Below are 16,002 nucleotides of genomic sequence, written 5' to 3'. Positions count from 1 at the left end.
GGACGCGGGGGTATGGGCTACGGCGACTTCAAGCTGCTTGCGGCGCTGGGCGCCTGGTTCGGCGTGGAGGCCCTGCCGACGCTGCTGCTGAGCGCGTCGCTGCTGGGCGTGCTGATCGGCGGCGCGTTGACCTTGAGCGGCCGCGCCGGCCGCGGACAGCCGCTGCCCTTCGGACCCTATCTTGCGCTGGCGGGCGTGGTGACGCTGTTGGTGGGCGGCGAACTTGGGCTGGGGCAGTTTTTGCAATAGGGCGGGTCATGCCCTGCATGGGATGGGCGGTATGTTGAAAATAGGTCTGACGGGTGGCATCGGGTCGGGCAAGTCCCGGGTCGCGGACATGCTCGCGGAATGGGGCGCCACGCTGGTCGATACCGACGAGATCGCGCGTACGCTTACCGCCGCGGGCGGGGCGGCCATGCCCGCGATCGAACGCGAGTTCGGCCCGCGCGCGCTGACGCCGGACGGCGCGCTGGACCGTGCCTGGATGCGCGACCAGGCGTTCTCGGATCCGCAAGTGCGCTTGCGGCTGGAAGCCGTGCTGCATCCCGTTATCGGGCAGGAGACCGAGCGCCAGGCCGATGCGGCGCGTGGCGTCTACCTGGTCTTCGTGGTGCCGCTGCTGGTGGAATCGCTGCCGCGCTGGCGGGCGCGGCTGGACCGCATCTGCGTGGTCGACTGCGACCCCGACACGCAGGTGGCGCGGGTGCGGCAGCGCAGCGGGCTGACGGAGCCAGCCATCCGGCGTATCATGGCGGCACAGGCTGCGCGGGCAAGCCGTCTGGAAGTCGCCGACGACGTCATCGTCAATGACGGCGGCACTACGCCGGACCAATTGCGCGCGCAGGCGAAGACCCTGCATGACCGCTGGCTTGCGCTGGCGAGCACGACGGGCCGGCAAGCCCCAGGCTAGGCTGGCACCCCTGAATCACATTGGCCAACCGGCCAAACACAGATGGGCCTGTAAAGAAGCGTGATTGTTTACGAATACCCCTTCAATGAGCGCATCCGCGCTTATCTGCGGCTGGAATACCTGTTCGACAGGTTGTTCTTCTTTGCCCGCGAGGGGGACTCGCGCCTGCATCAGGTTGCCGTCACCTCCCTGTTCGATCTGCTCGACGCCTGCGAACGCACCGACGTGAAGGGCGCGGTCCTGCAAGACCTGGAGCGCCAGCGCATGGCGCTGGTCGGGCTGCGCGATCACCCCGGCGTGGCGCAGGACGCGCTCGAAGCCATGCTGCGCGAAATGGAAAAGGTGACCACGGCGCTGGCCGCGCCCGGCAAGACCGGCCAGTCCCTGCGCGAAAACGAATGGCTGACCAGCCTGCGCGGACGCTTGTCCGTGCCGGGCAGCGCCACGCAGGTCGACATGCCGTCGTACTTCGCCTGGCAGAACAAATCCGAGGCCGCCCGCTGCGCCGACCTGCAGGCCTGGGTGGCGCCCTTCATCCCCTTGTATGACGGCCTGACCCTGGCCCTGCGCCTGCTGCGCGAGTCCGGCCGCAAGTCCGACATCGTGGGCGAGCAGGGGGCTTACCAGCAGATGCTGGGCGGCAAACAGTTCCAGCTGCTGCGGGTCTGGCTGGACCCGTCCCAGGGCGTATTTCCCGAGATCAGCGCGAATAAGTACATGATCTGGATACGTTTTTCGACCCAGGACGGGGAGTTCAAGCCTCAGCAGGTCGCCCGCGACGTGCCCTTCCAGATGACCCTCTGCAGCTCATAGGATGGGTGTGGCGCGAGAGTTCCCGCGCAAGAAGACCGTCACCCGACGCGGGTATCCCATCGAGCAGCGCTTGGGCGGGGCAGGGCCCGCCAAGCACCCGGGGTAAGGCGCCCCGCCTCCGTTCCGCCCATATTCCTGTTGCTCCCAGTTTCAACTAAGGAGCGCGGCGCTGGAAACCGGGACGGTCTGGTACACAATACGGCTTTCTCCGCCCGTGCCGGAACTGTTCCATGCCTGATAGCCGTCCCGTATCTCCGCCCACCCGTTGGACCCGCCGCCGCCTGCTTGGGCTGGCGTTGGTATTGCTAGTTGCGGCGGGCGTCGCCTGGCTGGTGTTGCGGCCCGCGGCCAAGCCGGGCGGGGCAGGCGGGCCGGGAGCGCGTGGCGGCAGGCCGCCGGCGGGCGCCATGATGACGCCGGCGGTGCCGGTGCGCGTTGCCACGGCCACCAAGCAGGACATCGACATCTACCTGAAGTCGCTGGGGACGGTCACCGCCTACAACACCGTTACCGTGCGCAGCCGGGTCAGCGGCGAACTGGTGGAAGTGGCGTTCCAGGAAGGTCAGCGCGTGAAGGCCGGCGACCTGCTGGCGCAGGTGGACCCGCGGGCGTTCCAGGTGGCGCTGGACCAGGCGCGCGGCACGCAGATGCAGAATCTGGCGCAGCTGGAGAACGCGCGGCGCGACCTGCAGCGCTATCAGGCCCTGTACAAGCAGGACTCGATCGCCAAGCAGCAGGTCGATACGCAGGCCGCGCTGGTGCGCCAGTACGAGGGCACGGTCAAGAGCGACCAGGCCAATGTGGACAATGCCCGCCTGCAACTGGACTACGCGCGGATCACGGCGCCGATCAGCGGCCGCCTGGGCCTGCGCCAGGTGGACCGCGGCAATCTGGTGTCCAGCTCTGACACCAATGGCCTGGTGGTGATCACGCAGACCCAGCCGATTTCCGTGGTGTTCACGCTGCCCGAGACCCAGTTGCCCGAAGTGCGCGCCGAGATCGCGGCCGGCAAGACGCTGGCCGTGGACGCCTACGACCGCGCCGACACCCGGCGCATCGCCACCGGCCAGCTGGAAACCATGGACAACCAGATCGACGTGACCACCGGTACCTTGAAGCTGAAGGCGCGCTTCGAAAACGCCGACGACGCGCTCTTCCCGAACCAGTTCGTCAACGTGCGCCTGCATGTGCTCACGCGCAAGGATGTGACCGCGATACCCACCGCCGCCATCCAGCAAGGTTCGGCCGGCGCCTTCGTGTTCCTGGTGCAGCCGGACAATACCGTGCAGGTGCGCCAGCTGAAGCTGGGCGCGGTCAACAATGGCATGGTGGCCGTCAACGAAGGCCTGCAGCCCGGCGACCGGGTGGTGGTCGAAGGCACCGATCGCCTGCGCGCGGGCGCCAAGGTGGAAGTGGCTGGCGGCTCGGACGTGATCCCCGCCGCCCGCGACAAGAACCTGGGCGCGGGCGCCCCGGCCGGCACCACGCCGCCGTCGAAATAAGCCGGGAAACATCGTGAGCCCGTCGCGCCTGTTCATCCTGCGTCCGGTGGCCACCACGCTGTCGATGGTGGCCATTCTGATCGCCGGTTTCATCGCCTACCGGCTGCTGCCCGTTTCGGCGCTGCCGGAAGTGGACTATCCGACGATCCAGGTGGTGACGCTGTATCCCGGCGCCAGCCCCGACGTGATGACCTCGCTGGTCACCTCGCCATTGGAGCGGCAGTTCGGGCAGATGCCGGGCCTGAACCAGATGTCGTCCACCAGTTCGGGCGGCGCCTCGGTCATCACGCTGCAGTTCAACCTGACCCTGCCGCTGGACGTGGCCGAGCAGCAGGTGCAGGCGGCGATCAACGCGGCCTCCAACCTGCTGCCCAGCGACCTGCCGGTGCCGCCGACCTACAACAAGGTCAACCCGGCGGACGCGGCGGTGCTGACGCTGGCCATCACCTCGCCCACCATGCCGCTGCCGCAGGTGCGCGACCTGGTGGATACGCGGGTGGCGCAGAAGCTGTCGCAGATTCCCGGCGTGGGCCTGGTCAGCGTGGCGGGCGGGCAGCGGCCGGCGGTGCGGGTGCAGGTCAATCCACAGGCGCTGGCGGCCAACGGCTTGGCGATGTCGGACCTGCGCACGGCCATCGTCGGCGCCAACGTCAACCAGCCCAAGGGCAACCTGGACGGGCCGCAGCGCTCCACCACCATCAACGCCAACGATCAGCTCAAGACGCCCACCGACTACAACGACCTGATCATCGCCTACAAGAACAACGCGCCGCTGCGCCTGTCCGACGTGGCGCGCGCGGTCGAAGGCGCCGAGGACACGCGCCAGGCGGCCTGGGCCGGCGACAAGCCCGCCATCCTGCTCAACATCCAGCGCCAGCCGGGCGCCAACGTGATCGACGTGGTCAACCGGATCCAGGCGCTGCTGCCGCAGCTGCGCGCCGCCTTGCCCGCGACTTTGGACGTGAGCGTGGTGTCCGACCGCACCCAGACCATCCGCGATTCGGTGGCCGACGTGCAGTTCGAGATGATGCTGGCCGTGGCCCTGGTGGTCATGGTGACCTTCGTGTTCCTGCGCAGCCTGACGGCCACGCTGATTCCCAGCGTGGTGGTGCCGCTGTCGCTGGTGGGCACCTTCGGCATCATGTATCTGGCCGGCTTCTCCATCAACAACCTGACCCTGATGGCGCTGACGATCGCCACCGGCTTCGTGGTGGACGACGCCATCGTCATGATCGAGAACATCGCCCGCCACATCGAGGAGGGCGAAACGCCGCTGCAGGCCGCGCTCAAGGGCGCTTCGCAGATCGGTTTCACGCTGATCTCGCTGACCTTTTCGCTGATCGCGGTGCTGATCCCGCTGCTCTTCATGACCGAGGTGGTGGGGCGGCTGTTCCGCGAGTTCGCCATCACGCTGGCGGTGTCCATCTTGATATCGCTGGTGGTGTCGCTGACCCTGACGCCGATGATGTGCGCGCGCCTCCTGCGCGCCGAGTCCGAGCAGAAGCATGGCCGCTTCCATCAGGCCACGGGCGCCTTCATCGACCGCGTCATCGCCGGCTACGACCGTTGGCTGCAGGTCGTGCTGCGCCACCAGCCGCTGACGCTGATCGTGGCGCTGGCGACCTTCGCGCTGACCGTGCTGCTTTATCTGGTGATTCCCAAGGGTTTCTTCCCGCAGCAGGACACGGGCCTGATCCAGGCCATCACCCAGGCGCCGCAATCGATCTCCTTCCCGGCCATGTCCGAGCGCCAGCGCACGGCCGCGCGCCTGGTGCTGGAGGACCCCGACGTGCAGGCGGTGTCGTCCTTCATCGGGGTGGACGGCAGCAACGCCACCTTGAGCGCCGGCCGCATGCAGATCGCGCTCAAGCCGCAATCCGAGCGCAACGGCGACCTGCGCACGGTGATGGCGCGGCTGGAGCAGGCCCTGGCGAAGCAGGACGGCCTGACGGTCTACATGCAGCCGGTGCAGGACCTGACCATCGAAGACCGCGTGAGCCGCACGCAGTATCAGATGACCTTGTCCAATCCCGACCTGAAAGTCCTGAGCGAATGGACGCCCAAGCTGGTCAACCGTTTGCGCCAGGTGCCCGGCCTGAAGGACGTGACCGACGACCTGCAGGACGACGGCCTGCAGACCTGGGTCGAGATCGACCGCGACGCCGCGTCGCGGCTGGGCATCACGGCGGCGGTGATCGACGAGGCTTTGTATAACGCCTTCGGCCAGCGGCTGATATCCACCATCTTCACGCAATCCAACCAGTACCGCGTGGTGCTGGAGGTCGAGCCGCAGTTCCAGGTGACGCCAGCCTCGCTGGGGCAGATTCACGTGCCCACTTCGACCGGCGCGCAGGTGCCGCTGTCGTCGGTGGCGCATATCAGCGAGGGCAAGACCGTGCTGGCCGTGAACCGGCTGGACCAGTTCCCCATGGTGACGGTGTCCTTCAACCTGGCGCCGGGCGCCTCGCTGTCCGGCGCGGTGGAGGACATCATCGCGGCCGAGGCCGAGATCGGCCTGCCCACCGGCGTCGAGACGCGCTTCCAGGGCGCGGCGCTGGCGTTCCAGAATTCGCTGTCCAGCACCCTGTGGCTGATCCTGGCCGCGGTGGTGACGATGTACATCGTCTTGGGGGTGCTGTACGAGAGCTATATCCATCCCATCACCATCCTGTCGACCTTGCCCTCGGCCGGCGTGGGGGCGCTGCTGGCCTTGCTGATCAGCGGCACCGAGCTGGACATGATAGGGATCATCGGCATCATCCTGCTGATCGGCATCGTCAAGAAGAACGCCATCATGATGATCGACTTCGCGCTGGACGCGGAGCGCAAGCGCGGCCTGAGCCCGCGCGCGGCCATCCATGAGGCGGCGCTGCTGCGCTTCCGGCCCATCCTGATGACCACGCTGGCCGCGCTGTTCGGCGCGCTGCCGCTGATGCTGTCGACCGGCACGGGCGCGGAACTGCGCCAGCCTTTGGGCCTGGTGATGGTGGGCGGGCTGCTGCTGTCGCAGGTGCTGACGCTATTCACCACGCCCGTCATCTACCTGATGTTCGACCGCATGTCGCGCCGCTGGCGCGGCGTGGATCAGGCGCAGGCGGGGGATGCGTCATGATCCTGTCGGCACCTTTCATCGTCCGGCCAGTAGCGACCACGCTGCTGAGCCTGGCGGTTGTGCTGGCAGGCATGCTGTCGTTCTTCCTCTTGCCCGTGGCGCCGCTGCCGCAAGTGGACATTCCCACCATTTCGGTATCGGCGAGCCTGCCGGGCGCCAGTCCCGAAACCATGGCGTCCAGCGTGGCCACGCCGCTGGAGCGCTCGCTGGGCAGCATCGCCGGCGTCACCGAGATGACTTCCAGCAGCTCGCAGGGTTCCACTCGCATCACGCTGCAATTCGATCTGTCGCGCGACATCAACGGCGCGGCGCGCGACGTGCAGGCCGCCATCAATGCGGCGCGCTCGCTCTTGCCGACCAGCCTGCGCAGCAATCCCACGTATCACAAGTCCAATCCGTCCGACGCGCCCATCATGACCCTGGCGCTGACGTCCGACACGCTCAGTCAGGGCCAACTCTACGACATCGCGTCGACCATCGTGGCGCAGAAGCTGTCGCAGGTGGACGGCGTGGGCGAGGTGACGGTGGGGGGCAGTTCGCTGCCGGCGGTGCGCGTCACCGTGCTGCCGGGCGCGCTGGCCAACCGCGGCGTGTCGCTGGACCAACTGCGCGCCACGCTGGCCAACGCCAACGCCAACCGTCCCAAGGGCGTGCTGGAGAATGACCGCTACCACTGGCAGATCATGGCCAGCGACCAGCTCAGCCGCGCCGAGCAATACCGGCCGCTGATCGTCGCCTGGAAGGACGGCGCGCCAGTGCGCGTGTCCGACGTGGCCCGGGTCGAGGATTCGGTCGAGGACCTGTACCAGACCGGCTTCTACAACGACCGCAAGGCCATCCTGATGATCGTGCGGCGCCAGGCCGACGCCAATATCATCGAAGCGGTGGACGCGGTGCGCGCGCAGTTGCCCATTCTGCAGGCCCTGATGCCGGCGGACGCCCATATGACGGTGGCGCAGGACCGCACGCCCAGCATCCGCGCGTCGCTGCATGAAGCCGAGCTGACGCTGATCATCGCCGTGGGCCTGGTGGTGCTGGTGGTGCTGCTGTTCCTGCGGCGTTGGCGCGCGGCCATCATTCCCAGCGTGGCGGTGCCGGTGTCGCTGATCGGCACCTTCTGCGTCATGTATCTCAGCGGCTTCACGCTGAACACCATTTCGCTGATGGCGCTGATCGTGGCTACCGGCTTCGTGGTGGACGACGCCATCGTGGTGCTCGAAAACATCATGCGCCATGTGGAGCGGGGCATGTCGCCGATGCGCGCGGCGCTGCGCGGTTCGCGTGAAGTGGGCTTCACGGTGCTGTCGATGAGCCTGTCGCTGGTGGCGGTGTTCATCCCCATCCTCCTGATGGGCGGCGTGGTCGGGCGGCTGTTCCGCGAGTTCGCGGTGACGTTGTCGGCCGCCATCATGGTGTCGCTGGTGGTGTCGCTGACCTTGACGCCGATGATGTGCGCGCGCCTGTTGCGCCAGGAAGCCCCCGAAGAGAAGCCGCCCGGACGGCTGGCCCGCTGGTCCGAGCGCGGCTTTGAATCCATGCTGGACGGCTACCGCCGCAGCCTGCGCTGGGCGCTGACGCATAGCCGGCTGATGATGCTGATCCTGGCGGTCGCGGTGGGCCTGAACGTTTACCTGTACACCGTGGTGCCCAAGGGTTTCTTCCCGCAGCAGGACACGGGCCAGCTGCTGGGCTTTTTCCGGGTGGACCAGGGGACCTCGTTCCAGGCCACGCTGCCCAAGCTGGAGGCGCTGCGCAAGGTCGTGTTGGCGGATCCGGCGGTGCAGAGCATGACGGGCTATGCCGGCGGACGCGGCGGCAGCAACAGCAGCTTCATGCAGATCCAGTTGAAGCCCCTGGAAGAGCGCCAGGTCTCGGCGGACGTGGTCATCAACCGGCTGCGCGGCAAACTGCAGAACATGCCGGGCGCGCGCATGTTCCTGGTGTCGCAACAAGACATCCGCATCGGCGGCCGCCAGAGCCAGGGCTCCTACGACTACACGCTGATGGCGGGCGACCTGCAATTGCTGCGCACCTGGATGCCCAAGGTGCAGCAGGCGATGGCGCAGATTCCCGAGATCACCGACGTCGACACCGACGTCGAGGACAAGGGCCGCCAGATCAATCTGGTGATCGATCGCGAGGCCGCGACCCGCCTGGGCGTGAGCATGTCCACCATCTCCACGGTGCTGAACAACTCCTTCAGCCAGCGCCAGGTGTCGGTGATGTACGGGCCGCTGAACCAGTACCACGTGGTGCTGGGCGTGGACCCGAAGTTCGCGCAGGACATCGAGTCGCTGCGGCAGGTCGAGGTCATCACCGCGGCCGGCGCGCGCGTGCCGCTGTCGGCCTTCACCCGCCTGGAAAACGCCAACGCGCCGCTCAGCGTGCAGCACCAGGGGCTGTTCGTGGCCGATACCATCTCGTTCAGCCTGGCACCGGGCGTGTCGCTGGGGCAGGCCACCAGCGCCATCGATGCGGCGGTGGCGCGCATCGGCCTGCCTTCCGACCAGATCCAGGCCGGCTTCCAGGGTACGGCCGCGGCCCTGCAGCAGACGCTGGCGCAGCAACCCTGGCTGATCCTGGCGGCGCTGGTCACCATGTACATCGTGCTGGGCATCCTGTACGAAAGCTTCGTGCATCCGCTGACCATCCTGTCGACCCTGCCGTCGGCCGGGCTGGGCGCGCTGCTGGCGCTGCTGCTGGTGCGCCATGACTTCACGCTGATCGCGCTGATCGGGGTGTTCCTGCTGATCGGCATCGTCAAGAAGAACGCCATCATGATGGTGGACTTTGCGCTGGACGCCGAACGCACCCAGGGCATGAGTCCGCGCGACGCCATCTTCCAGGCTTGCCTGACGCGTTTTCGCCCCATCATGATGACGACCATGGCCGCCATCTTCGGTGCGCTGCCGCTGGTGCTGGCCACCGGCGCCGGGGTCGAGATGCGCCAGCCGCTGGGCATTACCATAGTCGGCGGCCTGGTCCTGAGCCAGATCCTCACGCTGTACACCACGCCCGTGGTCTATCTTTACCTGGACCGCTTCCGCCTCTGGGCCGCGCGCAGGCGCGCGGCCAAGGACGGGTCTTCCGCTTCCATAGAACCTACATGATGCGTATCGCCAAGCCTGTCCCGACCCTGTTCCTTCCCCGCAGCATCGCCGCAGCCGCGCTGTGCGCGCTGCTGGGCGCTTGCGCGGTCGGTCCCGATTACCAGCGTCCGGCGCTGGACGTGGGCACGGCCTACAAGGAAGGGCAGGACCAGGTCGAGGGCTGGAAGCCGGCGCGGCCGCTGGACCAGGCCGAACGCGGCGACTGGTGGCGGGTCTATGACGACGCGACCTTGAACGGCTTGGTCGAACGCCTGAATGCCTCGAACCAGACCGTGGCCCAGGCCGAGGCCAACTACCGGCAGGCGCTGGGCCTGGTGCGCGGCGCGCGCGCCGGTTTCTTCCCGACGGTGGGCGCGGGCGCGGGCATGACGCGCTCGGGCAGCGGCGGCGGGCAGAGCGGTTCCACCTCTTCTTCCGGCAGCAATGTCTCGAACCAGTATTCGCTGACCGGCAGCGTCAGCTGGGAAGTGGACCTGTGGGGCCGCGTGCGCCGCAGCGTCGAATCCTCGGAAGCCAGCGCCGCGGCCAGCCTGGCCGACCTGGGCGCTACGCGCCTGAGCGCGCAGGCCGCGCTGGTGCAGGCCTACCTGCAATTGCGCGTGCTGGACGAGCAGAAGCGTCTGCTGGACGCCACCGTGGCGGCCTACGAAAAATCCTTGCAGCTGACGCAGAACCGCTACGCCGTGGGCGTGGCCGGGCAGGCCGACGTGGCCGTGGCGCGCACGCAGGTGGAAAGCACGCGCGCCCAGTCCATCGACCTGGATTGGCAACGCGGCCAGCTCGAACACGCCATAGCCGTGCTGATGGGCCAGGCGCCATCGCAGTTCAGCTTGCCGCCCACGGTGTTCGCGCTGCAACTGCCGCAGATCCCGGTGGGCCTGCCGTCCGAACTGCTGGAGCGCCGGCCCGATGTGGCGGCGGCCGAACGGCGCGCCGCCGCCGCCAATGCGCAGATCGGGGTGGCGCAGGCCGCGTGGTTCCCCAGCTTGACGCTGTCGGCCGACGGCGGTTTCCGCAACGGCCAGTTCGCGGAACTGCTGACGGCGCCGGCGCGCTTCTGGTCGCTGGGACCAGCGCTGGCGCTGACGATATTCGACGGCGGCGCGCGCGAAGCGCAAGTGGAACAGGCCCGCGCCTCCTACGACGCGCAGGCGGCCGCTTACCGTCAGACGGCGCTGACCGGACTGCGCGAGGTCGAGGATTACCTGATCCAGCTGCGCGTCATGGAAAACGAACAGATAGTGCAGCGCCGCGCGCTCGAAGCGGCGCGCGAATCGCTGCGCCTGACCCAGAACCAGTACAAGGCTGGCCTGGTCGACTACCTGAGCGTGGCGGTGGTGGACGCCACGGCGCTCAACAGCGAACGCAATGCGCTGAGCTTGCTGGGCAACCGCTTCACGGCCAGCGTCAATCTGATCGTGGCGCTGGGCGGCGGCTGGGAGGGCTTGCCTCCCGCCGGCGCGCAGGCGCGCGCGGACAATCAGGCCGCGCCTGCGGCAGCAGCGCCCGCGCGGCCCTGAAGGTTCCACCGCGCGGATGCGTGGTGGAACCTTGGCGCGGCCAAGGCCAGCGGCGTCTCAGCCGCGCGGCATGAAGGCGACGACCAGCCAGGCCGCCGCCGCCGGCACCGCGAACACCAGCAGCAGGATGGGCAGTTCCTCGCGCACCGTGTAGCCGGCGCGCGTGACGCCGACCCACATGTTGACGACCGACATCAGCAGCCACGCGGGCAGGAACCATTTGGCGGCGGCAATCGAGCCGGCCGCGTCGCCGCCCCATTGCTTGCCGAACAGCGCAAACACGGCCAGCAGCAGCAGGCCTCCGACGATGGTCAACAGTACGTGCATGGCGCCGCTCCTATTTGGTGGTGTAGCCGCCGTTGATCAGGACCGTCTGCCCGGTGATCCACCAGCCGTCCGACACCAGGAACCGGATGAAGGGCACTACGTCCTCGATATCGGTCAGCCCGGTTTTCGAGAACGGCGACAAGGCGGCCGCGGTCTTATGGTACGCCACCGCGTCGGCGCCCTCGGCCGGATAGAAGAACGGCGTGTCCATTGGGCCGGGGCCTACCGCCGTCACCGAAATGCCGCGGGCGCCGAACTCCTTGGAGGCGGCGCGGGTGTAGTGCTCCACCGGCGCCTTGGTGCCGGCATAGGCCGCATAGAAGGGCGTGTAGGCGCCCAGCAGCGAGGTCACCAGCGTGCAGATCTTGCCGTTGTCGTTGACGTGGCGGCCGGCTTCCTTCAGGAAGAAGAAGGCGGACTTCGAGTTCACCGCGGTCATCTCGTCGTATTCCGCCTCCGTGATTTCGGTGAAGGGCTTCTTCAGCACTTTGCCGACGGTATTGATCGCAATGTCCGGCCGGCCTACCGCGGCCACTGCGTCGGCGAACAACTTTTCCATTGCGCCGGCCGAGCTCAGGTCGGCCTGCAAAGCGACGGCCTGCGCGCCGGCGGCCTTGATGGCGGCGACCGTCGCGTCGGCGTCGGCTTTGGTGCCCGCGCTGTTGTAGTGCACCGCTACCGCCCGCGCGCCTTGTTGCGCCAGGTCCCGCGCGATCAGTCCGCCCAGGTTTTTCGCGCCGCCCGCGATGATGACGGTTTTGCCTTTGATTCCGTGGTCTGCCATGGTCCTCTCCGCTATCGGGCCGCCGGATGCGGACCCTAGTGCAGACGATGATATATTCCAAAAAATCCGCATAAAACCGCTATTCCTGGTATCTCTATCCAGAAATTACGAACAGTGAGGCCAAGCCTCGCAGGAGCCATCCACCCCATGGACCGCATAGACCTGTTTCGGGTTTACGCCCGCGTCGTCGAGTGCGCGAACTTCTCCCGCGCGGCGGATACGCTGGGCCTGCCGCGTTCCACCGTGTCCGCCGCCGTGCAGGAACTGGAGGGACGGCTGGGCGCGCGGCTGTTGAACCGCACCACGCGGCAAGTGGCGCCCACGCAGGAGGGCGCGGCCTTCTATGAGCGCTGCCTGCGCCTGGTGGCCGACATGGAAGAGGCCGAGAACCTCTTCCGCCACGCCTCGGTGGGTCCCAGCGGCATGCTGCGCGTCGATGTGCCGGGCCGCGTCGGCCGCCTGATCGTGGCGCCGGCGCTGCCGGCTTTCCTGGAAGCCTATCCGCAGATCGACGTCACGCTGGGCGTGACCGATCGCGCAGTCAATCTGATAGAAGAAGGGGTGGATTGCGTGTTGCGGGTCGGCGTGCTGCCGGACTCGGGCCTGGTGGCGCGGCCGATAGGCATGCTGGGCCTGATCAATGTCGCCAGCCCGGCGTACCTGGCGCGCCATGGCGTGCCGTCGACGCCGGACGACCTGGCGGCGGGGCATGCCTGCGTGAACTACGCCTCGCCGTCCACTGGCCGGCTGGCGCCTTGGGAATGGCTGGACGGCGGCGTGTCCCGGACCGTGCCGCTACGCGGCCGGGTCACGGTCAACAGCGCCGAAGCGTACATTGCTAGCTGCGTCGCGGGCCTGGGCCTGATCCAGATTCCGGCCTATGACGTGCAGCCGCAGATCGCCGCGGGCGAGCTGGTCGAAGTCATGCCGGACCACCGCCCCGCGCCCATGCCGATGACGCTGCTCTATCCGCAGCGGCGGTCGCCGTCGCGGCGGGTGCAGGTGTTCGCGGACTGGCTGGAGGCGCTGCTACGGCCGGCTTGCGGCCTGGGTTGAACGAAAAAAAGCCGGCCGTCGCGCTGACGGGCCGGCCTTGCTGGTGCCAGAACTGCGGGCGCGGGGTTTACAACCGTCGGTCTACAACCGGCGGTCTACAACTGGATCGCAGACAGGTCCGGACGCTTCAGGTGCCAGTCCGTCGCCGCCTGGAAGGCCATGCCGATGCGGCCCAGCGCGTCTTCGCCGTTGGGCTTGCCCAGCAGTTGCACGCCGATGGGCATGCCGTCCGCCGAGAATCCGGCGGGCAGGGCCAGGCCCGAGGCGTTGACGTAATTGCCGGGGCGGGTGAAGGCGGCCAGCGGCGTGGCGGCCTCGTCCACGTCTTCCAGCGGGCAGGCGGCAAACGGCAGGCAGGGCGCCAGGACCGCGTCATAGTCGCGCATCCAGTCCTGCCAGGCCTCGCAGGCGCGGGCATGGGCCTGCAGCGCCAGTACGTAGTCGGCGGCGCTTATCTGCTTGCCGCCCAGGATGCGGGCGCGCACGTAGCGGCCCAGGGGCAGGCTGTCGTCCTCGATGTAGTCGCGATGCTGGGCGTAGGCTTCGGCCGCGATGATCAGGCCGTTGCGCAGCATCATGTCGTGGAAATCGAAGGGGAAGGGCGCTTCCACGCATTCCGCGCCCAGGTCCGCCAGCGCGCGCCGCGTATCGTCCAGCGCGTTCTGTACCGCCGCATCGATGGCGATGGGGTACTGTGCCTGCGGCATGAGAGCGATGCGCGTACCGGCTAGCGGCTTTGCGCCCGCGCGCAGATCGCGGTAGCGGTAGGCGGCTACGCCCCGGGTCACCGGATCGCGCGGATCGGGACCGGACATGGCCGCGGTCAGCAGCAGCGAATCGCGCGTGTCGCGCGTCAGCGGGCCGATCGAATCCAGGGTGTGGGACAGCGCCACCGAGCCGTACAGGCTGATGAGTCCGCGCGTGGTTTTCAGTCCGGTGATCCCGTTGAGCGCGGCGGGAATCCGCACCGAACCGCCGGTGTCTGAACCCAGCGCGGCGGGCGCCAGGCCAGCGGCCACCGCCACGCCGGAGCCGCTGGAGGAGCCGCCGGGAATGCGGGCGCGCACCAGGTCCCAGGGATTGCGCGGGGTGCCCATGACGGGGTTGGTGCCCCAGCCGCCGAAGGCGAATTCCACCATATGGGTCTTGCCCAGCACCACCATGCCGGCGTCGATCAGGCGGGTCACGGCCGTGGCGGTGACTGTGCTGCGGCGCTCGCGCCAGGCTTGCGAGCCGGCCGTGGTGATCTGGCCCTGGATGTCGCACAGGTCCTTGACGGCCACGGGCAGGCCGTCCAGCGGGCCGAGCAGGCCATAGCTGGCGCGGCGGCGCGCGTCGGCGGCTTCGGCCAGACGCAGCGCGCCCTCGCGGTCGACGCTGACGTAGGCGCCCAGCGCCGGATTGGCGCGGTCGATGCGGTCCAGGTAGTGCTGCGCCAGCTCCACCGAGCTGTAGCGGCCTTCGGCCAGGCCCTGCGCAAGTTCGCTGAGCGTGGCAAATGCAATGTCAGACATGTTTTCCTCGGGTGATGTCAGACCGGCGCGCGGCAGCCGCGCGCCGTCTTCCTGCTTGCGCGCTCAGCGCTTGTTCCAGTCGGGGGCGGGGTATACCGGCTTCTGCGTAGCCACGTCCGCGGGCCACACGGGCACCATGCCCTTGCCCGGCAGCAGTTGCACCACGGGGAAGGGCATCAGCAGCTGCTTGCCCGTTTCGTCGATGGCGTAGGGGCCGGCCATGACCGTGAGCTTGCCCGACAGGTCCAGCGAGGCCTTCTTCAGCGCGGCCGCATCGGTGTTGCCGGCCTGCTTGACGATTTCCTCGGTCAGCGCGCCCGCGCCATAGGCCAGCGCGGTCTGGAAATCGGGCGGGAACTCGGCCTTGGGGAAGCGCTGGTCATAGGCGGCGGCGAACTGCTCGCGCGTCATGCCGGCGTTGACCTTCCAGTTGATCGCGGGGTGGTAGTTGGTGTGGCTGTAGATGTAGTTGGAATCCGCGCCGATGGCCTGGAATTGCGGGGTCGACGCATACACCATGAAGACGTAGGGGAAGTTGATGTCCAGCTGCTTCATCTGGCGCGTCATGCTGATCAGGTCGCCCTCGTACGAAGTCGGAACCAGCGCTTCGGCCCCGGCCGCGCGGGCCTTCTGCAGGATGGTGCTGAAGTCCTTCTGGCCCTTGGGATACTTCTCGAACAGCACGACCTGCATGCCGTTCTTGGCGGCCTGTTCCTTGCCGCCTTCGGCCAGGCCGGCCGGGAACGGCTCGTCCGAATACAGGATGGCGACCTTCTTCACGCCCTGGTTGGCGGCCAGCTCCATGTTGGCGCGCAGCATGGCCGACACCGGCATTTGCGTGCCCGACACCATGTTCTTGAAACCCTGCTTGTACAGATCGTCGCTGGCGGCGGACCAGACCATCATGTACTTGCCCAGGCGCTCGGTGACGGTGGCGGCCGCGGCGGTCAGCGTGGAGCCGAAGGGCGCGAACACCAGATCCACTTTTTCATCGACAATCAGGCGTTCGTAAACGCGCGTCACCATCTGCTTGTCGCTGCGGTCGTCCAGTTTGACCAGTTCGACCGGGTACTTCTTGCCTTTGACTTCGATGCCGCCGCGGCGGTTGACGTCGTCGACCCACAGTTCTACGCCGCGCACGCCCGACTGCGAGGCCAGTGCGAAGCTGCCGGTGGACGATACCGTCATGCCGACGCGGATCTTGTCCGAGGTCTGGGCGGCGCCCAGGGCAGGGGTCAGGGCGGCGACGGCAAGAGCCAGCGCCGGTAAGCGGAACAGCCAGGGTTTAGCGTGCATTGGAGGTCTCCTATCGTTTTTGGTATGCGGCCCCGCGTTCCGTGGCGGACCATCGGAC

Annotated in this window: 12 protein-coding genes; 8 read left to right on the top strand and 4 right to left on the bottom strand. The window is 67.8% G+C overall.

Going from position 1 to position 16,002, the window contains the following annotated elements:
• The 7 genes from IPU70_RS24140 to IPU70_RS24110 form a co-directional block, all read left to right on the top strand.
• Positions 1-249 (top strand): A24 family peptidase (locus IPU70_RS24140; protein WP_207471129.1); only part of this gene is annotated, 249 nt, incomplete at its 5' end.
• A 31-nt stretch (positions 250-280) separates the two neighbouring features.
• Positions 281-910, top strand: a complete 630-nt coding sequence (gene coaE, locus IPU70_RS24135; RefSeq protein WP_207471127.1) for a dephospho-CoA kinase — start codon at positions 281-283, stop codon at positions 908-910.
• Positions 911-970: 60 nt separating this feature from the next.
• Complete coding sequence (zapD, locus tag IPU70_RS24130; protein ID WP_207471125.1) at positions 971-1,723, top strand: cell division protein ZapD; 753 nt, start codon at positions 971-973, stop codon at positions 1,721-1,723.
• A 230-nt stretch (positions 1,724-1,953) separates the two neighbouring features.
• Positions 1,954-3,225 (top strand): MdtA/MuxA family multidrug efflux RND transporter periplasmic adaptor subunit, encoded by a 1,272-nt coding sequence (locus tag IPU70_RS24125; protein ID WP_207471123.1) that lies wholly within the window; start codon positions 1,954-1,956, stop codon positions 3,223-3,225.
• A gap of 13 nt (positions 3,226-3,238) precedes the next feature.
• A complete protein-coding gene (locus IPU70_RS24120) occupies positions 3,239-6,337 on the top strand; it encodes an MdtB/MuxB family multidrug efflux RND transporter permease subunit (RefSeq protein WP_207471121.1) in 3,099 nt (1,032 codons plus the stop codon).
• Positions 6,334-9,447, top strand: coding sequence for a multidrug efflux RND transporter permease subunit (locus IPU70_RS24115; protein ID WP_207471119.1), 3,114 nt, complete (start codon positions 6,334-6,336; stop codon positions 9,445-9,447). Before IPU70_RS24120 ends, IPU70_RS24115 begins: the two co-directional genes overlap by 4 nt.
• Entirely contained in the window at positions 9,444-10,967 is a 1,524-nt protein-coding gene (locus IPU70_RS24110; RefSeq protein ID WP_207471117.1) for an efflux transporter outer membrane subunit, read from the top strand. Before IPU70_RS24115 ends, IPU70_RS24110 begins: the two co-directional genes overlap by 4 nt.
• Positions 10,968-11,024: 57 nt before the next feature.
• On the opposite strand, the gene IPU70_RS24105 is transcribed toward IPU70_RS24110, so the two are convergent.
• Positions 11,025-11,294 (bottom strand): hypothetical protein, encoded by a 270-nt coding sequence (locus IPU70_RS24105; protein ID WP_013391312.1) that lies wholly within the window; start codon positions 11,292-11,294, stop codon positions 11,025-11,027.
• Between the two features lie 10 nt (positions 11,295-11,304).
• Positions 11,305-12,078 carry an SDR family oxidoreductase gene (locus IPU70_RS24100; RefSeq protein WP_207471115.1) on the bottom strand — a complete coding sequence of 258 codons (774 nt, stop codon included), beginning with the start codon at positions 12,076-12,078 and terminating at the stop codon, positions 11,305-11,307.
• Positions 12,079-12,225: 147 nt separating this feature from the next.
• On the opposite strand from IPU70_RS24100, the gene IPU70_RS24095 reads away from it, so the two are divergent.
• The gene (locus IPU70_RS24095) at positions 12,226-13,134 is read left to right on the top strand and encodes a LysR family transcriptional regulator (RefSeq protein ID WP_207471113.1); all 909 of its coding nucleotides are present in this window, start codon (positions 12,226-12,228) and stop codon (positions 13,132-13,134) included.
• A gap of 95 nt (positions 13,135-13,229) precedes the next feature.
• On the opposite strand, the gene IPU70_RS24090 is transcribed toward IPU70_RS24095, so the two are convergent.
• Positions 13,230-14,648 (bottom strand): amidase, encoded by a 1,419-nt coding sequence (locus IPU70_RS24090; RefSeq protein WP_207471111.1) that lies wholly within the window; start codon positions 14,646-14,648, stop codon positions 13,230-13,232.
• Between the two features lie 63 nt (positions 14,649-14,711).
• Entirely contained in the window at positions 14,712-15,944 is a 1,233-nt protein-coding gene (locus IPU70_RS24085) for an amino acid ABC transporter substrate-binding protein (protein ID WP_207471109.1), read from the bottom strand.
• Between the last annotated feature and the right edge of the window lie 58 nt (positions 15,945-16,002).

This window comes from Achromobacter sp. SD115 (assembly GCF_017355315.1).
Taxonomy (GTDB): domain Bacteria; phylum Pseudomonadota; class Gammaproteobacteria; order Burkholderiales; family Burkholderiaceae_B; genus Achromobacter; species Achromobacter xylosoxidans_B.
The sequence above is the reverse complement of the archived record's forward strand: the minus strand, read 5'-3'. Positions and strand labels throughout refer to the sequence as shown.